Origin of the sequence: Rhizorhabdus sp. (assembly GCF_018006725.1) — a bacterium.
GTDB lineage: Bacteria > Pseudomonadota > Alphaproteobacteria > Sphingomonadales > Sphingomonadaceae > Rhizorhabdus.
This window is the reverse complement of record NZ_JAGMXV010000073.1, coordinates 1-20,731: the sequence shown is the minus strand read 5'-3', so window position 1 is coordinate 20,731 and position 20,731 is coordinate 1. Positions and strand designations below refer to the sequence as shown.

Genomic DNA, 20,731 nt, shown 5'->3' with positions numbered 1-20,731 from the left:
ACCATATCCCCGACTGGCTTCGCCTGACGACCGAGGGACGGTTGCGCGAGGCCTATGAGCTGTCCAACGCGACCTCGACCATGCCCGAGATTTGCGGCCGCATCTGCCCGCAGGACCGGCTGTGCGAGGGCAATTGCGTGATCGAATTCGCCGGGCACGGCGCGGTCACGATCGGGTCGGTCGAGAAGTACATCACCGACACCGCCTGGGAGCAGGGCTGGGTCGAGCCGGTGCAGGTCGGGCCCGAACGCGGCCAGTCGGTCGGGGTCGTCGGCGCGGGGCCTGCGGGCCTGACCGTCGCCGAGCTGATGCGCGCGCGCGGCTATGACGTCCACGTCTATGACCGGCACGATCGTGCGGGCGGATTGCTGACCTATGGCATTCCTGGCTTCAAGCTCGAAAAGCCCGTCGTCATGCGGCGGGTGCAGCGGCTGATCGATGCGGGGATCGTCTTCCACCAGGGCTTTGAGGTCGGCCGCGACGCGACGCTGGCGGAACTGCGCGAGCGGCACGATGCGGTGCTGATCGCGACCGGCGTGTACAAGCCGCGCGCGATCAAGGCGCCGGGCGTGGGGTCGACCGGGATCGTCGAGGCGCTCGACTATCTGACCGCGTCGAACCGCAAGAATTTCGGCGATGCCGTGCCGGCCTTCGACGAAGGGCTGCTCGATGCCAAGGGTAAGAAAGTCGTCGTCATCGGCGGCGGCGACACCGCGATGGACTGCGTCCGCACCGCGATCCGCCAGGGCGCGGAGTCGGTCCGCTGCCTGTATCGCCGCGACCGTGCGAACATGCCGGGTTCGCAGCGCGAGACGAAAAATGCCGAGGAGGAGGGTGTCGAGTTCGTCTGGCTGTCCGCGCCCGAGGCGTTCGACGGCGAGGGGAGTGTGGCCGGCGTCCGCGCGATCAAGATGCGGCTGGGCGAGCCCGACGCCTCGGGCCGGCGCACGCCCGAAGCCGATCCGGGCAGCGAGTTCCGGCTGGAGGCGGACCTGGTCATCAAGGCGCTGGGCTTCGATCCGGAGGATTTGCCAGTGATGTTCGGCGCGCCCGAATTGTCGGTGACCCGCTGGGGCACGCTGCGCGTCGACCACCGCACCATGCAGACCTCGGTCGAGGGCGTGTTCGCGGCGGGCGATATCGTGCGCGGCGCCAGCCTGGTCGTCTGGGCGATCCGCGACGGCCGCGACGTCGCCGAACGGATGCACAAATATCTGCGCGAAAAGGCGAAGGCGGCCGCTGCCAATAAGGTGGCGGCATGAGGCGGCTCTTTGCCCGTCGGGCGGGGCTTGCGCTGACGGCTGCCATCGTGGCGCTGTCCGCTGCTTCGGCCCCGGCCGCCGCGCCATCGGACAGCAAGGCTGCGTTGGAAGCCGCACCGGCGGCATCCGATCCCGCAGCGCTGGCGCTCGCATCGCGCATCGCTGGAGCGATCCTGCCCGACGGCACCTTTCAGAAGGTCATGGATGCTTCGATCGGGCAGATGTCCAAATCGATGATGGACAGCATGCTGTCGATGCCGATCGGCGCGCTAGCCCAATCGATGGGACAGGATCCCGAGAAGATCAAAGCCCTGGATTCGACCCGGTTTCGGGATGTGCTGACCATCATGGATCCCGCTTTTGAGGAGCGGACCAACCGCTCGATGGCGGTGATGGCGAGCGAGATGGGCAAGCTGATGACGGCGATGGAGCCGAGCTTCCGCGAAGGTCTGGCCGAAGCCTATGCCCGCAAGTTCAGCCCGGCCGATCTGCGTGCGATCGACGCGTTCTTCCAGACTGGTGCAGGCAAGGCCTTTGCCGCCGGGTCGATGACGATCCAGACCGATCCTGCCTTCCTGGCGCGGATGCAGCAGCTGATGCCGGCAATGATGAAGGCGCTGCCGCAGATCATGAAGACGATCGAGCAACGGACTGCCGACCTGCCGAAGCCGAGAAAGCCGCAGGACCTGAGTGCTGCCGAGCGTGAACGCCTTGCGACCTTGCTGGGGCTGGACCCCGCGGAGATGAAGTGATGAGCCACACCGAAAACGACTGGATGGCGTCCGAGCGCGAGCGGCTTGCCCGTGAGGGCATGTACCGCCCCGAATATGAGAGCGATGCATGCGGTGTCGGCCTGGTTGCGGCGACCGACGGCAAGGCGTCGCGCCGCGTCGTTTCGGCGGCGATCGATGCGCTGAAGGCGGTCTGGCATCGCGGCGCGGTCGATGCCGATGGCAAGACCGGCGACGGGGCGGGCATCCATGTCGACCTGCCGGTCCGCTTCTTCGACGATGCGATCGAGCATTCCGGCCACCGGCCGCTGCCCAACCGCCTGGCGGTCGGCATGGTCTTCCTGCCGCGCACCGATCTGGGCGCGCAGGAGACCTGCCGCACGATCGTCGAGAGCGAGATCATCGATTTCGGCTACACCATCTACGGCTGGCGCCAGGTGCCGGTCGACGTGTCGGTGATCGGCGAGAAGGCTCTGCAGACGCGCCCCGAGATCGAGCAGATCATGATCGCCGGGCCGATGCCGGATGCGATGAGCCTGCAGGAGTTCGAGAAGAACCTCTACCTCATCCGCCGCCGGATCGAACGCAAGGTGATCGAGGCGCAAATCCAGGGCTTCTACATCTGCTCACTGTCGGCGCGCTCGATCGTCTACAAGGGCCTGTTCCTCGCCGAAGAGCTGTCGGTCTTCTATCCCGACCTGAAGGACGAGCGTTTCGTCAGTCGCGTCGCGATCTTCCACCAGCGCTATTCGACCAACACCTTCCCGCAATGGTGGCTGGCGCAGCCCTTCCGGTCGCTGGCGCATAATGGCGAGATCAACACGATCCGCGGCAACAAGAACTGGATGAAGAGCCACGAGATCAAGATGGCCTCGCTGGCGTTCGGCGAGCATTCGGACGAGATCAAGCCGCTGATCCCGGCCGGCGCCTCCGACACGGCCGCGCTCGACGCGGTGTTCGAGACGATCTGCCGCTCGGGCCGCGACGCGCCGACGGCCAAGCTGATGCTGGTGCCCGAGGCGTGGCAGATCAGCCCCGACATGCCGGCCGAGCTGCGGTCGATGTACAGCTATTTCGGCTCGGTGATGGAGCCGTGGGACGGCCCGGCCGCGCTGGCGATGACCGATGGCCGCTGGGCGGTGGCGGGCGTCGACCGCAACGCGCTGCGCCCGCTGCGCACCACGCGCACGGCCGACAATCTGCTGATCGTCGGCTCCGAAACCGGGATGGTCGTCGTGCCCGAGAGCACGATCGTCGCCAAGGGCCGCATGGGCCCGGGGCAGATGATCGCGGTCGACCTGGACGAGGGACGGATCTACGGTGATGCCGAGATCAAGGCGCGCATCGCCGCCGAGAAGCCTTATGGCGAATGGGTCAAGAACTTCCGCACCCGCGCCGATCTGCCGGCGCCGGCGGAAGACATGATCCCGCGCTGGCCGCGTGCCGAGCTGCTGCGCCGCCAGGTCGCCGCCGGCATGTCGCTGGAGGATATGGAACTGATCCTCAGCCCGCAGGTCGAGGATGCGAAGGAAGCGATCGGGTCGATGGGCGACGATACGCCGCTCGCGGTCATTTCCGACAAGCCGCGCCTGATCAGCCATTTCTTCCGCCAGAATTTCAGCCAGGTCACCAATCCGCCGATCGACTCGCTGCGCGAAACGCAGGTGATGAGCCTGAAGACGCGCTTCGGAAATCTTGCCAACATCCTCGACAATGAGGGCCAGCAAGCCGACGTGCTGGTACTCGAAAGCCCGGTGCTCCATTGCCGCGACTGGCATGCGCTGAAGGATCATTTCGGCGCGCAGGCGGCCGAGATCGACTGCACCTTCGACGCCCATGGCGGCCCCGACGCGCTGCGCCAGGCCATTGCGCGCGTCCGCGCCGAGGCCGAGACGGCGGTGCGCGAGGGCAAGGCCGAGCTGTTCCTGACCGACGAGCATGTCGGGCCGGACCGGATCGCGATCGCTATGGTGCTGGCGGCGGCCGCCGTCCACACCCACCTCGTCCGCAAGGGGCTGCGCTCCTATGCGTCGGTCAATGTGCGTTCGGCCGAATGCCTCGACACGCATTATTATGCGGTGCTGATCGGCGTCGGCGCGACGACGGTGAACGCCTATCTGGCCGAAGCCGCCATCGCCGACCGCCATGCGCGCGGCCTGTTCGGAGATCGTTCGCTCGAGGAATGCCTGAAGCGCCACCGCAAGGCGATCGACGACGGCCTGCTCAAGATCATGTCGAAGATGGGGATCGCGGTGATCTCCAGCTATCGCGGCGGCTATAATTTCGAGGCGGTGGGTCTCAGCCGCGCGCTGGTCAACGACTTCTTCCCCGGCATGCCGGCGAAGATCTCGGGCGAGGGGTTCAACTCGCTCCAGCTGAACCTCAAGCTGCGCCACGATGCCGCCTTCGACGACACCGTCGTCTCGCTGCCGGTCGGCGGCTTCTACCGCCAGCGGGCAGGGGGCGAGGCGCATGCCTATTCGGCGCAGCTGATGCACCTGCTGCAGACCTCGGTCGCGACCGACAGCTATTCGACCTATCTGCAATTCTCGCGCGGGGTGCGCGATCTGCCGCCGGTCTATCTGCGCGACCTGCTCGAGTTCAACTGGGCGCGCGAGGGAATCCCGATCGACTCGGTCGAGCCGATCACGGAGATTCGCAAGCGCTTCGTGACGCCCGGCATGTCGCTCGGTGCGCTCAGCCCCGAGGCGCATGAGACGCTGGCGATCGCGATGAACCGGATCGGCGCCAAGGCGGTGTCGGGCGAGGGCGGCGAGGACAAGAGCCGCTACACCCCCTATGCCAATGGCGACAACGCCAATTCGGTGATCAAGCAGGTCGCGTCGGGCCGCTTCGGCGTCACCGCCGAATATCTGGGCGCCGCCGAGGAGTTGGAGATCAAGGTCGCGCAGGGCGCCAAGCCCGGCGAGGGCGGGCAGCTGCCCGGCTTCAAGGTGACCGAGATGATCGCGCGCCTGCGCCATTCGACGCCGGGCGTGACGCTGATCTCGCCGCCGCCGCACCACGACATCTATTCGATCGAGGATCTGGCGCAGCTGATCTACGACCTGAAGCAGATCAACCCGACCGCGCGGGTGTGCGTGAAGCTGGTCAGCTCGGCCGGCATCGGCACCGTTGCGGCGGGCGTTGCCAAGGCGCATGCCGACGTCATCCTGGTCGCCGGCCATGTCGGCGGCACCGGCGCCAGCCCGCAGACCTCGGTCAAATATGCGGGCACGCCGTGGGAAATGGGCCTGTCCGAGACCAACCAGGTGCTGACGCTCAACGGGCTGCGCCACCGCGTCAAGCTGCGCACCGACGGCGGCCTGAAGACCGGCCGCGACATCGTCATCGCCGCGATCCTCGGCGCCGAGGAGTTCGGCATCGGCACGCTGTCGCTGGTCGCGATGGGCTGCATCATGGTGCGTCAGTGCCATTCGAACACCTGCCCGGTCGGCGTCTGCACGCAGGACGAGGCGCTGCGCAAGAAGTTCGTCGGTACGCCCGAGAAGGTGATCAACCTGATGACCTTCATCGCCGAGGAGGTGCGCGAGATCCTCGCCAAGCTAGGCGTCCGCTCGCTCGACGAGATCATCGGCCGCACCGAGCTGCTCCGCCAGGTCAGCCGCGGCGCCGAGCATCTCGACGATCTCGACCTCAACCCGGTGCTGGCGAAGGTCGACGCGCCCGCCGACAAGCGCCGCTTCAACATCCCGACCTTCCGCAACGAGGTGCCCGACAGCCTCGATGCGCAGATGATCGAGGATGCCAAAGCGGTGTTCGAGCGGCGTGAGAAGATGCAGCTGACCTATACGGTGCGCAACACGCACCGCGCGGTGGGTACGCGCTTCTCGGCCGAGATCACGCGGCGCTACGGCATGTCCTCGCTCGCCGACGGCCATGTCCACATCCGCCTGCGCGGATCGGCCGGCCAGTCGCTCGGCGCCTTCGCGGTCAAGGGCATCACGCTGGAAGTGTTCGGCGACGCCAACGACTATGTCGGCAAGGGCCTGTCGGGCGCGATCATCGCGGTCCGCCCGATGGTGTCGTCCCCGCTGGAGACCAAGTCGAACACGATCATCGGCAACACCGTCCTCTACGGAGCGACCGCCGGCAAGCTGTTCGCGGCGGGGCAGGCGGGCGAGCGCTTCGCGGTGCGCAACTCGGGCGCGACCGTGGTCGTCGAGGGCTGCGGCGCAAACGGCTGTGAATATATGACCGGCGGCATCGCCGTGATCCTGGGCCGCGTCGGCGCCAATTTCGGTGCGGGCATGACCGGCGGCATGGCCTTCGTCCTGGACGAGCATGGGGACTTCGAACGCAACGCCAACCCGGACAGCATCATCTGGCAGCGCTTCGGATCGGTGCGGTGGGAAATGCGCTGCAAGGCACTGATCGCCGAACATGCCGAACGCACCGACAGCAAATGGGCGCACTCCGTCCTCGACGACTGGGACCGCTGGCGGACCCGCTTCTGGCAGGTCTGCCCGAAGGAGATGATCAACCGTCTGGAACATCCGCTCAACGATGTGGAGAGCGAGATCGTCGCGGCGGAGTGAGGGTGAGCCGCCGGCTTTGGGGGAGGCCGGCGGTGACCCTCATGTCGGATGGCTATAGGGCGCTGCTTTCAGCAGTTGCTCCCAACCCCCTCAATTCCCCTCCGAATCCACCACGAAGGTCACCGGCTTCCCGCGCGTCATCGGGTCCCAGCCGGCGGACAGGGCGGCGCGGACGCAGCGGGCGATCGTGGCGTCGTCCAGTTGGAGGCGGCCGCGGGGCAGGCCTTTGAGCAGACGCTTGGGCGGGGGGAATTCGACGAGGGCCTCGCGGCGGGCGTCGCGCTCCTGCAGCGAAATGGTCATGCCCTTCCAGCCCTCGTCATCGGACAGATGCGGTTCGCGGTGGAGGTTCCAATCGTAGAGGACGCCGTCGACCTGGACGGCGCCGCCCGTGCTTTGAGACTTTGACATGGCCGTGCCTCTAGCATGACCGACGGCCCGAGGCCTAGCCGGACGGGCAGGGGCGGCCGATCCACCGCCGGCATGCGGCGCAAGACATCTCCGCCGCCGGACGATATGAGCGCGGCATGGCCCGGCTGCTCCTGTTCAACAAACCCTATGGCGTCCTGTCGCAATTCACCGATCGCGGATCGCCGACGGTCCGGGCGACCCTGTCGGACTATATCGCGGTGAAGGGCGTCTATCCCGCCGGGCGGCTCGATCGGGACAGTGAGGGGCTGCTGCTGCTGTGCGACGACGGGCGGCTGCAAGCGCGCATCGCCGATCCGCGCTTCAAGATGCCCAAGACCTATTTCGTGCAGGTCGAGGGCGATCCGCAGGCGGCGGAGCTGGAGCGCCTGCGGAAGGGGGTGCTGCTCAAGGATGGCATGACCCTGCCGGCCGAGGTCGCACGGATCGACCCGCCCGATCTGTGGCAGCGCGATCCGCCGATCCGCCAGCGCAAGGCCATTCCCGACAGCTGGCTGCGGATCACCATCCGCGAAGGCCGCAACCGGCAGGTGCGGCGGATGACGGCGGCGGTCGGCTTGCCCACGCTGCGGCTGGTGCGCTGGTCGATCGGCGACTGGTCCGTCGCCGGGATCGCGCAGGGGGCCTATAGGGAACTCTCCGGCCCGGCCGAGATTGGCAGCGGCGCGCAGGGCCGATGACGCGGTTCGGCGGGGTCGCGCATCCACGCTCGACCTGCTGCCGGTTGCCGCAGCGCGCGAAAGCTGATTTGAGGCGTCGCGCAGCGGGGCTTCATCGCCCAGCATCTCCTATGACGCCATGTCGGCAGGGTATCGGATCGCCATGAATTATCGCCATTCCTTCCATGCCGGCAACAGCGCCGATGTCGTGAAGCACAGCCTGCTGATCGCGCTCGTTCGGGCCTTGCAGCAGAAGGACGGCGCGCTGACCCTGATCGACACCCATGCGGGGTGCGGGCTGTACGATCTTGGCGGCGAGCAGGCGCAGCGCACCGGCGAGGCGGCGCAGGGCGTATTGCGGGCCTTTTCCGATCCGAACCCCCTGCTCGACGGCTATCGCGCCGCCGTGCAGGCGGTGAATGCGGGTGCGGAGCCGCAGGTCTACCCCGGATCGCCGCAGGTGCTGGCGCAGCTGCTGCGTCCGCAGGACGCGTTGATCCTCAACGAGAAACATCCCGAGGATGCCGCCGCCCTGCGCAGCGCGATGCGCGGCACGCTTGCGGCGGTGCATGAGCGCGACGCCTATGAGCTGTGGCTGGCGATGACCCCGACCCGCACCGGGCGCGGCGTGGTTCTGGTCGATCCGCCCTATGAGCAGACCGACGAACGCGCCCGCATCACGGCCACACTTGCCGCGGCGCACCGCAAATGGGCGCATGGCGTGACGGTGATCTGGTTTCCGCTGAAGGACCGGGTGACGCATCAGCGGTGGAAGGGGAGCTTGCGCAACCTCGGCATCCCGAAATTCCTGTCGGTCGAGCATTGGCTGTACGATGCCGAGCAGCCCGGCATCTATAACGGCGCGGGGCTGTTCATCGTCAACCCGCCCTATGCCTTCACCCAGGCGCTGCCGCCGCTGCTGGAGGCGCTGCGCGCCGCACTGGCACCGGACGGGCACAGGGGCACGATCAGGGCGGACTGGCTGGTCGAGTGATTTGCTCGACGCCGGACGTCACCCGCCCTCTATGGTTCCCCAATAATCGCGCGCACCCCCATCTCCGCTGCTGACATATGCGCGCCATGCCGATAATCATGCGGCTCCATGTGGCAGCTTTATCAATTCCCGCTCTGTCCCTTCTCGCGCAAGGTCCGGCTCCAGATGGAGGAGAAGGGCGTTGCCTATGATCTCGTCCGCGAGTCCCCCTGGCTGCGGCGCGACGAGTTTCTGGACCTGAACCCGGTCGGGCAGACCCCGGTGATGGTCGATCCGGCGAACGGGACGGTGCTGATCCACAGCTGCGCGATCTCCGAATATATCGAGGAGACGGTCGAGGCGGCGCCGATGATCCCCGGCGGGTCGGCGGCGCGGGCCGAGATCCGGCGGCTGGTCGCCTATTTCGACGAGAAATTCTATGCCGACGTGGTCGGTCCGCTGCTGCACGAACGCGCGCTGAAGCGGATCGTCCACCGCGCCTCGCCCGATGCCGGCGTGCTGCGGCAGGCGATGAAGGCGGTCAACGACCATCTCGACTATATCGACTATCTGGTCGGCAGCCGCCGCTGGATCGGCGGCCCGCTGCTCAGCCTGGCCGACCTCGCCTGCGCGGCGCATATCTCGGTCGCCGACTATCTGGGCGGGATCGACTGGCGCGGGCATGACGAGACCAAGCAATGGTATTCGGGCATGAAGTCCCGCCGCTCTCTGCGCGTCGTGCTGGCCGAGCGCATGGAACTGGTCGGCCCGCCGGAGCATTATGAGAAACCGGATTTTTGATCGGGTGGCGCGGCGGAGTGGATAAAGGGTGTGTGGCGTCGCAAGAACATACTGTCCGCAAGCAACCCGTTGAAGACCTTCAGCGTTCAGGCGTCGGCCAGCACATAATCTGAGCATTTTCGATCGAATTCATCCCTCGCACGACGAATCCGGGTAGTTGTGGTAGTCGTTCGAGCACAGCCTCCTCTCCCGTCGCGAGTTGCGGAAAAGTGACCCTTGTCTGTCCGGTGTGGTCTTTGAGCAGCCACCAAAGGTCGGCTCCCCAAGGGCCGCCGTCATTTGTCTCGACATAGACAGAAGCAAGATCAGCCATTGCGATCCGCTGCTCCGCATGCATTGCTGCTCTGCAGACAATCTCATCGTCTGCTGTGACCTCGACAACGAACCGCGACTCCGGGTGCTTCATCCTGTAAAGTTGCTCTGTCTGCAGTTGTGGAGCAATATCACTCTCCAGCGCATCCGGTCGCCGACGGTTGGGGCGTGATACCGAAACTTGCCTATCTGCCCCGACGCCATTGCGGATATCATTGAGCAGGAAGTGGAACGCCATTCACCGTGAGCGACACACCGCGAAAGCCTGCCCTCTGCAGGTTGAATACGACACCGCCAATGCACCGGTAGGGGGTGTTTGCGTCCACATCGAGAACCATCCGTCTCCGATGGGCGTCGGCCAACGTCCTTAGCTTGGCATAGTCGAGGTTGTCGTGGAGCATTTCGACACCATCGATCTCGACCCGACAGATTCCGCCTGTCCCCGTCGCTCTGACCGATAATGGTTGCGTTGGCGCGCACGCGCACGCCGATAAGACCAGAAGAACAGTCGCGCCTCGCGCGGTAAAGGGATCGCACGGGCGACGGCAGCTAGTCATCTCATTTGTGTCATAGAGCCGGTCGGAACGTTCGCTTGAAAGCAGCCTCGTTAGCTCGCGCATCTACCTGATCACCACTCACCGCTTCGCATGCGGCTCCGCCGCCAGCCGCGACATCAGGATCGCGGCCCGCTTCGCCTGGAGCGGGATCGAGCTCAGGTCCACCGTCTCGCCGGGGGCATGGTCGCCGGTGGAGTAGGGGCCCATGCCGGCGAAGCTGTCGACGTCGTTGGCGACGAAGCTGACGTCGCCCGCGCCGCGCTTGAGCGGGTCGAGCGGGGGCATTTCGGGCAGGCCCAGGTCCTTGTTCACGCCGTTGAGCGCCGCCAGGATCGCGCGATTGCCCTCGGTCGGGGCCATCGCGGGATAGCCGCCCTTCTCGAATTCGATCGCGGCGGAGGTGCCGTGGAGGTGCTGCGCCACGATCGCCGCCATCTTCGCCTTCACCCGCTCGGTCTGCTCCTGCGACAAGGTGCGCAGGTCGCCGCGCGCCTCGGCGACCGGGGCGATGATGTTGCCCTTGCCGGTGGCGGTCATGCGGATGCCCTCGGCATCGGTCGTCTGGGTCGATCCGCCCGCGATCAGGCCAATATTATAGGTCAGATTGGTTTCGGGCAGGTCGCGGCGGAAGGCGTCGAGGATGCGGACCAGTTCATAGACCGCGCCATAGCCGACCTTCTCGCTGAAGATGCCGCTCGAATGGCCGCTATTGCCGCTCGCCCTGACTGTCCAGCTGTTCGACGAGCGGCGCGCGATCGAGCCCATGTCGCGGCCGTTGTCGCGCACCAGCCCTTCGAAATCGAGCGCGACGTCGGCGCGCTTGCCGGCGGCGATCAGGTCGGCGCGGGCGACCTCGACCGGATCGCCGACATCCTCCTCGTCACCGGTCAGGACGATCTCGATATCGGCCTTCGCCAGCGTGCCCGCCGCCTTCATCGCGCGGAGCGCCGCGAGCATGACGACCATGCCGCCCTTGTCGTCGCCCACGCCCGGCCCCTCGGCCTTGTTGCCATCTTTCAGGGCGAAGCGCTGGAAGGGGCTGTCGGGCTCGAACACCGTATCGAGATGGCCGATCAGCAGCAGGCGCTTGCCGCGCCCATTGCCCTTGTGGGTGGCGACGATGTGCCCGGCGCGGCCGGCGGCCTGCATCGGCACCCAGCGCACGTCGAAGCCGAGCGGGGCCAGCTGCGCCTTCATCATCTCGCCGACCTTCGTCACGCCGGGCAGGTTGCGTGATCCGGAGTTCACATTGACCAGCTGTTCGAGCAGCGCGACGGTGGCGGCATTGTCCGCCTCGACCGTGCGGGTCATGGTCTTTTCGGCGGGGGTGAGCGCGGCCTGGGCGGGCAGGGCGGCGGTCGCCATCAGCAGGGAAAGCCCGAAAAACCGACCGATACGCGCCATCGAAAACACCTCGCCTTGCATTTGCCACGATCATGGCGCATATGCTGCACCGCGTCGATGCCGTTTTGCGGCGTCGGGACCGTAGCAGCGTGAACTCCTGCCCCTCTCACAAGGGCAGGCCGGCTCGGCCCTCAGGCACGCATCTATAGCTTAGGCTTCCCTATTCACGCGGGTCGTCATGCGAACCCGCTGTCGCATGGACTCCGTTCGTGCGTCCGCACCATTTGAAAGTGCACTTGTGACCAAATTCTCCGATCTGGGCCTCATCGAGCCGCTGTACCGCGCGCTTGCCGCAAAGGGCTATGACGTCCCCACGCCGATCCAGGCCCAGGCGATCCCCCCGCTGCTCGAGGGCCGCGACCTGTGCGGTATCGCGCAGACCGGTACCGGCAAGACCGCAGCCTTCGCGCTGCCGTCGCTCCACCTGCTCACCGAAAATCTGAAGCATACGCCGCCGCAGGGCTGCCGCATGCTCGTCCTGTCGCCGACGCGAGAACTGGCCAGCCAGATCGCCGAGAGCTTCGTCCAATATGGCAAGAATCTGCGCCTGAGCGTCGCCACCGTCTTCGGTGGCGTTCCGATCAACCGCCAGATCCGCCAACTGCAGCGCGGCGTCGACATCCTGGTCGCCACCCCCGGCCGTCTGCTCGACCTGATCGACCAGCGCGCGCTGAACCTGAAGTTCGTCGAAATCTTCGTCCTCGACGAGGCCGACCAGATGCTCGACCTGGGCTTCATCCACGCGCTCAAGCGGATCGACCAACTGCTGCCGAAGAAGCGCCAGTCGCTGTTCTTCTCGGCGACGATGCCCAAGGCGATCGCCGAGCTGGGCGACCGCTTCCTGAACAACCCGGTCAAGGTCTCGGTCGCCCCGGCGGCGACCACCGCCGAGCGGGTCGACCAGTTCGCGACCTTCTGCAACGCGCAGGAAAAGCAGGCGTTGCTGACCATGCGGATCAAGGCCGAGCCGATCGACCGCGCGCTGGTCTTCACCCGCACCAAGCATGGCGCCGACCGCGTGGTGCGCAACCTGCGCGCCGCCGGCATTCCCGCCGAGGCGATCCACGGCAACAAGAGTCAGCCGCAGCGTGAGCGCGCGCTGGGCATGTTCCGCACGGGCGAGGTCCGCATCCTGGTCGCGACCGACATTGCCGCGCGCGGCATCGACGTCGGCGGTGTCAGCCATGTGTTCAACTTCGAGCTGCCGAACGTCGCCGAGCAATATGTCCACCGCATCGGCCGCACCGCGCGCGCCGGCGCAGCGGGCGTCGCCATCGCCTTCGTGGCCGATGACGAGCGGCCCTATCTGAAGGCGATCGAGAAGCTGACCCGGATCAAGCTCGAGATCGAGCCGCTGCCGGAGAACTTCCTGGCCGAGAAGGCGAAGCTGCCGAAGCCGGTCGCGGCCCCCGCCGCGCCTGCGAACAGCGGCGATCGCGGTCCGCGCCGTCGCGAAGGCGGCGAGCGGGCGGGTCAGCCCCAGCCGGCCAAGCGTCGTTTCAGCCGCCCCAAGGGCGCGCCGGGCGCGCATCGCGCTGCGGTGAAGAAGTTCGGCAGCCGCTGAGGCCCGCCGTACCGGTGTAAGGGAAGGGCGGCTTCGGCCGCCCTTTTCATTGGGGCGCGATCAGGCGCCCGCGCATCATAGCCAGCCGTTCGATCGCGGCATCGAGCACCGCATCGCCCTTGCAATAGCAGAGCCGCACGATGTGGCGGACGTGCCGCTCCTCGTAGAAGGCAGACACGGGGATGGTGACGACCCCGCCCTCGCGGGCCATGCGCTCGGCAAAGGTCACGTCGTCCAGGTCGATGCCCGACGCGGGCAGGTCGACCGAGACGAACCAGGTCGCCTCGCTCGGCAACACGCAATAGCCGGCGCTTTCCAGACCCTGCACCAGCCGTGCGCGGGAACGGGCGAATCCGGCGCGCATCGTCTCGAACCACCGCAGCGGCTTGCGCAGGCCGTGCGCCACCGCCGTCTGCAGAGCGGGCGGGGTGGTGAAGGTGAGGAACTGGTGCGCCTTGGCGATCTGCCGCGCGAGGGCTGGGGCTGCGATCATCCAGCCTACTTTCCAGCCGGTCAGCGCGAAGATCTTTCCGGCCGAGCCGATCTTGACCGTGCGGTCGCGCATGCCGGACACGGCGATCATCGGCACATGGTCGCGGTCGAAGCGGATATGCTCCCACACCTCGTCGCACAGTGCATAGGCATCGAAGCGGACGCAGCGTTCGGCGATCATCGACAGGACATCGCGCCCGAGCATCGTGCCGCTGGGGTTGATCGGATTGTTGATCACCACCAGCCGGGTACGCTCGCTGAACGCCGCGTCGAGTGCCACGGGGTCGAGCGACCAGTCGCGCGGGTCGAGGTCGACCATGCGGGGAATGCCGCCCGCCCGCCGGACCATCGGCACATAGGCGTCGTAGAGCGGCTGGAACAGCACCACTTCGTCGCCCGGCGAGACCAGCGCCAATATGCCGGCAGCGATCGCCTCGGTCGCGCCCGAGGTGACGATCACCTCGCTCTGCCAGTCGAGGTCGAGCCCCTGATGATCGCGATAATGGTCGGCGATCGCCTGGCGCAGGTCGGGCAGGCCGGCCATCGGCGGATATTGGTTATAGCCGTCGACCAGCGCATCGGCGGCGACGCGGCGGACATCGTCGGGGCCGGGCGCATCGGGAAAGCCCTGGCCCAGGTTGATCGCACCGGTTTCGCGGGCGAGCGCCGACATCGTCTCGAAGATCGTCGTCGGCAGGGCGGCATAGACCGGGTTCATGCGCGTCAGGCCGGGCGGTTGAAGCCGCCGCCGTCGAGCACCTGCCGGACCTTCATCGCCAGCTGGAGAAGGGTGAAGGGTTTCGACAGGAACGCCACGCCCGCGTCGAGCATGCCGTTATGGACGACCGCGTTGCGGGTATAGCCGGTCGTGTAGAGGATCTTGATGCCCGGCCGCATCTTCAGCACCCGCTCGGCCAGTTCGCGGCCGTTCATTTCGGGCATGACGATGTCGGTGAACAGCATGTCGACCACCGGCTGCTGTTCGAGCGTCCGGATCGCTTCGGCCGCGCTGGCGGCGGAGATGACCGAATAGCCGAGGTCGCGCAGCGCATCGACCGAGAAGTGGCGCACGCGCTGCTCGTCCTCGACGACCAGGATCGTCTCACCCGCCTTGGCGCGCGGCGCCTCGTCGGTGTCGAGGATGTACCGGCCGTCGGCATCCTGGAGCGGATCCTGGCTGCGCGGCAGATAGAGGCGGACAGTCGTCCCCTGGCCCGGCTCCGAATAGATCGCCGCATGGCCGCCGGTCTGCTTCATGAAGCCGAAGATCTGGCTGAGGCCGAGGCCCGTGCCCTTGCCGACCGGCTTGGTCGTGAAGAAGGGATCGAAGGCGCGCTGCAACACCTCGGGCGACATGCCGCTGCCGGTGTCGGTCACGCCGACCATCACATATTGCCCCGGACGAACCTCGGGATGGATCCGCGCATATTCGTCGTCGAGATAGGCGTTGGCGGTCTCGATGGTCACCTTGCCGCCCTCCGGCATAGCGTCGCGCGCATTCACCACCAGATTGACGATCGCATTTTCAAGCTGGCCTGGATCGGCCAGGCAGCGCCACAGCCCGCCGGCGAGAACGGTCTCGATCAGATATTGCTCGCCGATGGTGCGCTTGAGCATTTCGGACATGCCGGCGACCAGCCGGTTAGTGTCGATCGTGAGCGGTGCGAGCGGCTGCTGACGCGAAAAGGCGAGCAGGCGCGAGGTCAGGCTGGCAGCGCGCTGGGCACCTTCATGGGCGTTGGCGATGTAGCGGAGCAATTTGTCGGTATCGCCGCCGATCCTGCGCTTCGCCAGGTCGAGGCTGCCGATGACGATCGCCAGCATATTGTTGAAATCATGCGCGATACCGCCGGTCAGCTGGCCGATCGATTCGAGTTTCTGCATATGGAGAATCTGCGCCTCGGCCTTTTCGCGCGCTTCGATTTGAACGCGCATCGCATGTTCGGCGGCGAGTGCCCGATCACGTTCGGTCAGCAATTCGCGTTCGCGCGCTGCGCTGTCGCGGATCAGGGCTGCGGCCACGATCAGCACGAGGATCACCGTCGCGACCAGCACGAGGCCGAGTCTCATCACCAGTTGCTCGGTCTGGGCCCGCCGTTCGGCAAGCAGGCGCTCTTCTTCGGAGAGCATATGGTTGATGATGTCGATAACCCGCTGGATGCGGACATGGCCTTCGCCGGATGCGACGGCGGCGATCGCCTGGCGGCGACGGCCGGCATCTGCGGCACGGATGCCGTCCTGTGCAAAGGCGATCTTGGAGCGTACCGCCGCCCGCAATTCGGTGACGTTCCTCAGCTGCCGGGGGTTGTCGCTGACCTCGCGTTCAATGCGGTCGAGCGTGGGCTCAATCCGTGTCGACAGTTCCGCGACGCGCTCCCGCAAAGCGGGGGCCCCTACCAGAAGATAGCCCCGATGTTCGGACTCGATCGCGCGCATCCGGTCGGCCATGCTTGTCAGCATCACCTCCACCCGCAGCGAATGTGCCGCCCATCCGCCGGCCCGGCTTTGTGCGCGGGTCAGGTAGATGGCGCTGGCCGAAGCGATGATCGCGACGACCAGGCCTCCGAGCAGCAGATAGGGCAGGCGACGCGCCGAATGGGCCATGCTCGCCTTGTAAGGCCGGGCATTCGGCCTGCAAGCGATATTAGGCTGCGTCAGCCCGCCTCGGCGACGATCCTCGCCCATGCGGCTTCGTCGATCACCTCGATGCCGAGTTCGGCTGCCTTCTTCAGCTTCGACCCCGCGCCCGGCCCGGCAACGACAAGATGGGTCTTGGCCGACACCGATCCCGAAACCTTGGCGCCGAGAGCCTCGGCCTGCGCCTTGGCCTCCTCGCGCGACATGGTTTCGAGCGTGCCGGTGAACACCACGGTCTTGCCGCTGACGGCGGACTGGCGCGTCTCGTGGATGACGTCGGCGGGCGCCAACTGGCTCAGTAAGTCGTCGACGGCTTCGCGATTATGTGGTTCGGCGAAGAAGTCGACCAGCGCCAGCGCGACTTCTGGGCCGACGCCCGGCGTCTCGACGATGGCAGCGAGTTCCTTGGCGACCCGAGCCGCGAACTTCTCGTCAGCTTCGCCGACCGCCTGCACGGCTTCGTCGCGTGCCGTAATGCCTCGCCGGATCATCGCCATGAGCGCGTCCCAGCTGCGATAGCGGCGCGCCAGATCGCGTGCCGTGACCTCGCCGACATGGGGGATGCCCAGTGCGAACAGGAAGCGGTCGAGCGGCGGCGCGCGCTTGGCGTCAATCGCGGCGACCAGATTGGATGCCGATGTTTCGGCCCAGCGTTCGCGCGTCGCCAGCTGGTCCTTCGTCAGGCGGAAGATGTCGGCGGGCGATTGTACGAGACCGTCGCGGAAGAAGCTCTCGATATGCGTCAGGCCGAGCCCTTCGATGTCGAGCGCATGGCGCGATACGAAATGGCGGAGCCGTTCGACGCGCTGTGCCGGGCAGATCAGGCCGCCCGTGCAGCGATAGTCGACCTCGCCGGGTTCGCGTTCGGCGGTCGATCCGCATTCGGGACAATGCGTCGGAAAGGGCCAGCTTCCCCGCGTCTCGTCGCGCGACAGATTCTCGACGATCTGCGGGATCACATCGCCCGCCCGCTGCAACACGACGCGGTCGCCCGGCCAGACGTTCAGGCGACCGATCTCGTCGGCATTGTGGAGGGTTGCGTTGGTCACGACCACGCCGCCGACCGTGACCGGCTCGAGCCGCGCAACCGGCGTCAGCTTGCCGGTGCGCCCGACCTGGATGTCGATCGCGCGGAGCAGCGTCTGCGCTTTCTCCGCCGGGAATTTGTGCGCGATGGCCCAGCGCGGTGCGCGCGCGACGAAGCCGAGGCGCTTCTGCCAGTCGAGGCGGTCGACCTTGTAGACGACCCCGTCGATGTCGAAGGGCAGGTCGGCGCGCCGCGCTTCGATCCCGCGATAATGCGACAGCGCCTGGGCTGCGCCATCGACACGGATCAGGTCGTCCGAAACGGGCAGGCCCCAGCCGGCGATCGCATCCATCACGCCTTTCTGCGTGTCGGCGGGAAGAGCGGACGCCTCGCCCCAGCCATGGGCCAGGAAGCGGAGCGGGCGGGCGGCGGTGACCGACGGGTCCTTCTGCCGCAGCGATCCGGCGGCGGCGTTGCGCGGATTGGCGAACTGGCGCGCCTTTTCCGGATCTTCGGCGTCCGCCAGCAGGCGGGCGTTGAGCGCGGTGAAGTCGTCCTTCGCCATATAGACCTCGCCGCGCACCTCGAAAATGTCGGGCACGGAGCCGGTCAGTGTCTGGGGAATGTCCGCGATCGTCCGCACATTGGCGGTGACGTCCTCGCCCGTCTGCCCGTCGCCGCGCGTGGCAGCGAGAACGAGCCGGCCCTTCTCATAGCGCAGCGAACAGGACAGGCCGTCGATCTTGGGCTCGGCGGTCAGAGCGACGGGTTCGTCCGCCGAGAGACTGAGATAGCGGCGGACGCGACCGACGAAATCCTCGACATCTTCGTCGGCAAACGCATTGTCGAGGCTGAGCATCGCCACCGCGTGGGGCACCTTGGCGAGGTGCGACGACGGCGCGGCACCGACCAGCTTCGAGGGGGAGTCGCTCCGAACGAGATGCGGGAAGGCGGCTTCGAGCGCGGCATTTTCCCGCATCAGCGCGTCATAGTCGGCGTCGCTGATCTCGGGCGCGTCCTCGCCGTGGTAGAGCGCGTTGTGCCGGGCGATCTCCGCCGCAAGGATGGCGAGCCGTTCGGCGGCTTCGGATTCGGTCATCATGCTGCTCTTCTAGGCGGGCGAGCGGGCAGGGCCAAGCGCCGCGCACGGTCCGCCCGGTCCTGTCTTGGCAGCCGGGCGCCATCTGCCTATCGATGACTCAAGCAGGCGCTTGGATGAGCGCTTCCTAGGTTGAGGATGAATGACAATGCGGTTCACCAAGCATCTGATAGCAATGGCCATTCTCGGTGCGTCGGCTGGCGTCTCGGTCGAGGCAAAGACCCTCGTTGGCGGTACGCAGGTCGAGGATGTTCTGGTCGGCAAGGGGCAGGAGGCGACGCCGGGCCGCTCGGTGACGGTCCATTATACCGGCTGGCTCTATCAGGGCGGCAAGCGCACGAAAAAATTCGACAGTTCGGTCGGGGGCGAACCCTTCACTTTCACGCTCGGCGCGGGTGATGTCATCAAGGGATGGGACGCTGGCGTGGTGGGCATGAAAGTCGGCGGCAAGCGTACGCTGATCCTGCCGCCCGCCATGGCTTATGGTTCGGAAGGCGATGAGACCATTCCGGCCAACAGCTGGCTGATCTTCGACATCCAGCTGCTCAAGGTCGACTGAGACTGGTCAGGCGGCTTCGAGAAGCCGCATCGCCTGCGCGCGCGCCTCGGCGGTGATCTCTGCGCCGGACAACATTCGGGCGATCTCTTCCTGGCGTTCGGTTTCGTCCAGCGGTCGCACGCCGGTGCGCGTGACGAAGCCGTCATGGCTCTTCGCGATCAGCCAGTGATGCGCCCCTCGTGCCGCGACCTGCGGGCTGTGGGTGACGACCAGCAGCTGTGCGCCGCGCGACAGCCGCTGGAGCCGCTCGCCGATCGCGCTGGCGACCGCGCCGCCGACCCCCCGGTCGATCTCGTCGAAGATCATCGTCGTCGCCGAGCCCTGTTCGGCCAGCGCAACCTTCAACGCCAGGATGAAGCGTGAAAGCTCGCCGCCACTGGCGATCTTCATCAGCGGCGCGAAAGGGGCGCCGGGATTGGTGGCGATCTCGAACTCCACCCGGTCGCGCCCGGCGGCGGTCCAGCCGCTTTCGGGCAGCGTTTCGACAACCGTCCGGAAGCGCGCGGCATCGAGCTTCAGCGGAGCCAGTTCGGCGGCGACGGCTGCATCGAGCCGTCCCGCGGCTTCGCGCCGGGCCTCGCTCAACCGTTCGGCTGCCTCGACATAGGCCTTGCGGGCGTTGCGAGCAGCGGTCTCCAGCGCAGCGAGGCCGGCATCACCCGCCTCGATCCGATCGAGCCGACCCGCCAGTTCGTCGCGCAGCGCCGCGAGACCGTCGGGCTCCACCCGATGCTTGCGGGCGAGCGCGCGCAGATCGAACAGCCGCGTCTCGACCATTTCCAGGCGCGCCGGATCGAAGCGCATCGCATCGGCGGCAGCGGCCAGCTTGTCCTCGGCCTCGCTCGCATCGATCACCGCCCGGTCGAGCGCCTCGAGTGCCTCGGCGAGCAGCGGATGTTCGGGCGCGATCCGGTCGAGCCGCCGGGCGGCCTGCCGCAGCGCCGCGAGCCCGCCATCCGAGCCTTCGAGATGCGCATTGACGGCGCCCAGATCGTCGGCAAGCCGCGCGCCCTTCTGCATGTCCGCGCGCTCGGCAGCGAGCGTGGCCTCCTCGCCGGGCTCGGCCGCAAAGCGGCTGAGTTCCTCGACCGCATGTTCGAGCCATTCGCGATCGCGCGCGGCATTGTCGAGATCGGTCCGGGCCGCTTCGAGCGCGTCCTCAGCCTGGCGCCACGCCGCGTGAAGACCGGCGATGCGGGCAAAGTCGAGCCGGCCGAAACTGTCGAGCAGCAGGCGGTGGCCGCGCGGGTTGATCAGACCGCGATCGTCATGCTGGCCGTGGATCTCGACCAGCATCGCGCCCAGTTCACGCAGCGTCGCCGCAGAGGCGGGCTGGTCGTTGACATAGGCGCGGCTCCCCCCGTCGGCCTTGACGACGCGCCGTATGACCAGCGCCTCGCCGGGCTCGGCTTCATAGCCATTCTCCGCAAGGAGCGTGAAGGCGGGGTGGTTTGGGGGCAGGTCGAAGCCTGCCGAGACCATCGCCTGCGCCGCGCCCGAGCGAACCAGCCCGCTATCGGCCGGCGCGCCGAGGGCGAGTCCGAGCGAATCGAGCAGGATCGACTTGCCCGCGCCGGTCTCGCCCGTGAGAGTCCCCAGACCGGGGCCGAACTCCAGATCGAGCGCTTCGATCAGCACGACATCCCGGATCGCCAGCGTGGTCAGC

The 20,731-nt window shown here is 67.0% G+C and carries 15 protein-coding genes; 8 read left to right on the top strand and 7 right to left on the bottom strand.

The window, feature by feature from the left end:
- The 3 genes from KAY22_RS11990 to gltB all read left to right on the top strand — a co-directional run.
- Window positions 1-1,262: NAD(P)-dependent oxidoreductase (locus tag KAY22_RS11990; RefSeq protein WP_296623666.1), on the top strand; the 1,262-nt coding region annotated here is incomplete at its 5' end.
- On the top strand, window positions 1,259-2,014 hold the full coding sequence (locus KAY22_RS11985; RefSeq protein WP_296623665.1) for a DUF2059 domain-containing protein: 756 nt from the start codon (window positions 1,259-1,261) through the stop codon (window positions 2,012-2,014). The genes KAY22_RS11990 and KAY22_RS11985, both read left to right, overlap by 4 nt.
- The gene (gene gltB / locus KAY22_RS11980) at window positions 2,014-6,552 is read left to right on the top strand and encodes a glutamate synthase large subunit (protein WP_296623663.1); all 4,539 of its coding nucleotides are present in this window, start codon (window positions 2,014-2,016) and stop codon (window positions 6,550-6,552) included. Before KAY22_RS11985 ends, gltB begins: the two co-directional genes overlap by 1 nt.
- A gap of 90 nt (window positions 6,553-6,642) precedes the next feature.
- Here the strand turns inward: gltB and KAY22_RS11975 are convergent, their stop codons facing one another.
- Window positions 6,643-6,963: a hypothetical protein gene (locus tag KAY22_RS11975; protein WP_296623660.1), complete on the bottom strand. Its 321-nt coding sequence runs from the start codon at window positions 6,961-6,963 to the stop codon at window positions 6,643-6,645.
- A 116-nt stretch (window positions 6,964-7,079) separates the two neighbouring features.
- Here KAY22_RS11975 and KAY22_RS11970 point away from each other — a divergent pair, with 116 nt between their 5' ends.
- The 3 genes from KAY22_RS11970 (at window position 7,080) to KAY22_RS11960 (ending at window position 9,414) form a co-directional block, all read left to right on the top strand.
- Complete coding sequence (locus KAY22_RS11970; protein ID WP_296623658.1) at window positions 7,080-7,661, top strand: pseudouridine synthase; 582 nt, start codon at window positions 7,080-7,082, stop codon at window positions 7,659-7,661.
- A gap of 142 nt (window positions 7,662-7,803) precedes the next feature.
- Window positions 7,804-8,634, top strand: a complete 831-nt coding sequence (rlmJ, locus tag KAY22_RS11965; RefSeq protein ID WP_296623656.1) for a 23S rRNA (adenine(2030)-N(6))-methyltransferase RlmJ — start codon at window positions 7,804-7,806, stop codon at window positions 8,632-8,634.
- A gap of 108 nt (window positions 8,635-8,742) precedes the next feature.
- Window positions 8,743-9,414: a glutathione S-transferase family protein gene (locus KAY22_RS11960; RefSeq protein ID WP_296623654.1), complete on the top strand. Its 672-nt coding sequence runs from the start codon at window positions 8,743-8,745 to the stop codon at window positions 9,412-9,414.
- 79 nt (window positions 9,415-9,493) lie between these two features.
- Here the strand turns inward: KAY22_RS11960 and KAY22_RS11955 are convergent, their stop codons facing one another.
- The gene (locus tag KAY22_RS11955) at window positions 9,494-9,964 is read right to left on the bottom strand and encodes a hypothetical protein (RefSeq protein ID WP_296623652.1); all 471 of its coding nucleotides are present in this window, start codon (window positions 9,962-9,964) and stop codon (window positions 9,494-9,496) included.
- Window positions 9,965-10,361: 397 nt separating this feature from the next.
- Entirely contained in the window at window positions 10,362-11,687 is a 1,326-nt protein-coding gene (locus tag KAY22_RS11950) for a M20/M25/M40 family metallo-hydrolase (protein ID WP_296623650.1), read from the bottom strand.
- A gap of 196 nt (window positions 11,688-11,883) precedes the next feature.
- Between KAY22_RS11950 and KAY22_RS11945 the strand changes: the two genes are divergently transcribed.
- The gene (locus KAY22_RS11945; RefSeq protein WP_296623648.1) at window positions 11,884-13,251 is read left to right on the top strand and encodes a DEAD/DEAH box helicase; all 1,368 of its coding nucleotides are present in this window, start codon (window positions 11,884-11,886) and stop codon (window positions 13,249-13,251) included.
- A gap of 46 nt (window positions 13,252-13,297) precedes the next feature.
- Here KAY22_RS11945 and KAY22_RS11940 read toward each other — a convergent pair whose 3' ends face one another.
- From KAY22_RS11940 to ligA, 3 genes are read right to left on the bottom strand one after another with little or no spacing between them, the layout of a single operon-like run.
- Entirely contained in the window at window positions 13,298-14,461 is a 1,164-nt protein-coding gene (locus KAY22_RS11940) for an aminotransferase (RefSeq protein ID WP_296623645.1), read from the bottom strand.
- A gap of 5 nt (window positions 14,462-14,466) precedes the next feature.
- Window positions 14,467-16,347, bottom strand: coding sequence for a CHASE3 domain-containing protein (locus KAY22_RS11935; protein ID WP_296623643.1), 1,881 nt, complete (start codon window positions 16,345-16,347; stop codon window positions 14,467-14,469).
- A gap of 50 nt (window positions 16,348-16,397) precedes the next feature.
- A complete protein-coding gene (gene ligA / locus KAY22_RS11930; RefSeq protein ID WP_296623641.1) occupies window positions 16,398-18,509 on the bottom strand; it encodes an NAD-dependent DNA ligase LigA in 2,112 nt (703 codons plus the stop codon).
- A 145-nt stretch (window positions 18,510-18,654) separates the two neighbouring features.
- Between ligA and KAY22_RS11925 the strand changes: the two genes are divergently transcribed.
- Window positions 18,655-19,065, top strand: coding sequence for an FKBP-type peptidyl-prolyl cis-trans isomerase (locus KAY22_RS11925; protein ID WP_296623639.1), 411 nt, complete (start codon window positions 18,655-18,657; stop codon window positions 19,063-19,065).
- 6 nt (window positions 19,066-19,071) lie between these two features.
- Here the strand turns inward: KAY22_RS11925 and recN are convergent, their stop codons facing one another.
- Window positions 19,072-20,730 (bottom strand): DNA repair protein RecN, encoded by a 1,659-nt coding sequence (gene recN, locus KAY22_RS11920; protein ID WP_296623638.1) that lies wholly within the window; start codon window positions 20,728-20,730, stop codon window positions 19,072-19,074.
- Between the last annotated feature and the right edge of the window lies 1 nt (window position 20,731).

Coding starts and splice junctions, on each gene's coding strand:
- KAY22_RS11985 (WP_296623665.1), top strand. CDS start 1,259: ATGAGGCGGCTCTTTGCCCGTCGGGCGGGGCTTGCGCTGACGGCTGCC.
- gltB (WP_296623663.1), top strand. CDS start 2,014: ATGAGCCACACCGAAAACGACTGGATGGCGTCCGAGCGCGAGCGGCTT.
- KAY22_RS11975 (WP_296623660.1), bottom strand. CDS start 6,963: ATGTCAAAGTCTCAAAGCACGGGCGGCGCCGTCCAGGTCGACGGCGTC.
- KAY22_RS11970 (WP_296623658.1), top strand. CDS start 7,080: ATGGCCCGGCTGCTCCTGTTCAACAAACCCTATGGCGTCCTGTCGCAA.
- rlmJ (WP_296623656.1), top strand. CDS start 7,804: ATGAATTATCGCCATTCCTTCCATGCCGGCAACAGCGCCGATGTCGTG.
- KAY22_RS11960 (WP_296623654.1), top strand. CDS start 8,743: ATGTGGCAGCTTTATCAATTCCCGCTCTGTCCCTTCTCGCGCAAGGTC.
- KAY22_RS11955 (WP_296623652.1), bottom strand. CDS start 9,964: ATGGCGTTCCACTTCCTGCTCAATGATATCCGCAATGGCGTCGGGGCA.
- KAY22_RS11950 (WP_296623650.1), bottom strand. CDS start 11,687: ATGGCGCGTATCGGTCGGTTTTTCGGGCTTTCCCTGCTGATGGCGACC.
- KAY22_RS11945 (WP_296623648.1), top strand. CDS start 11,884: ATGGACTCCGTTCGTGCGTCCGCACCATTTGAAAGTGCACTTGTGACC.
- KAY22_RS11940 (WP_296623645.1), bottom strand. CDS start 14,461: ATGAACCCGGTCTATGCCGCCCTGCCGACGACGATCTTCGAGACGATG.
- KAY22_RS11935 (WP_296623643.1), bottom strand. CDS start 16,347: ATGGCCCATTCGGCGCGTCGCCTGCCCTATCTGCTGCTCGGAGGCCTG.
- ligA (WP_296623641.1), bottom strand. CDS start 18,509: ATGATGACCGAATCCGAAGCCGCCGAACGGCTCGCCATCCTTGCGGCG.
- KAY22_RS11925 (WP_296623639.1), top strand. CDS start 18,655: ATGCGGTTCACCAAGCATCTGATAGCAATGGCCATTCTCGGTGCGTCG.